We start from the raw sequence: 205 nt of genomic DNA, 5'->3' as shown, positions 1-205 counted from the left end.
ATTTGTTACACTACATGGGTCAAATGGCTCTGTACCATTCATCACTTCTTCTCCGTTAGTCTCACCATCACCATCACAATCTGCGGCTGCCCATACGGCATAATTCTCATCACTTACATCTGGTACTGTTGCTGTTCCACTTACATCACATGGATCTGTTGGATCGGATCCATTCATGTCTTCTGTTCCGTTGGTCTCACCATCA

Annotated in this window: 1 protein-coding gene; it reads right to left on the bottom strand. The window is 44.9% G+C overall.

The window, feature by feature from the left end; genetic code table 11:
• The coding region (locus tag IL45_RS15145) for a hypothetical protein (protein ID WP_036582197.1) at window positions 1–205 on the bottom strand (205 nt) is incomplete at both ends.

It is taken from the genome of Nonlabens ulvanivorans (assembly GCF_000732625.1).
GTDB classification, from domain to species: domain Bacteria; phylum Bacteroidota; class Bacteroidia; order Flavobacteriales; family Flavobacteriaceae; genus Nonlabens; species Nonlabens ulvanivorans.
The sequence above is the reverse complement of the archived record's forward strand: the minus strand, read 5'-3'. Positions and strand labels throughout refer to the sequence as shown.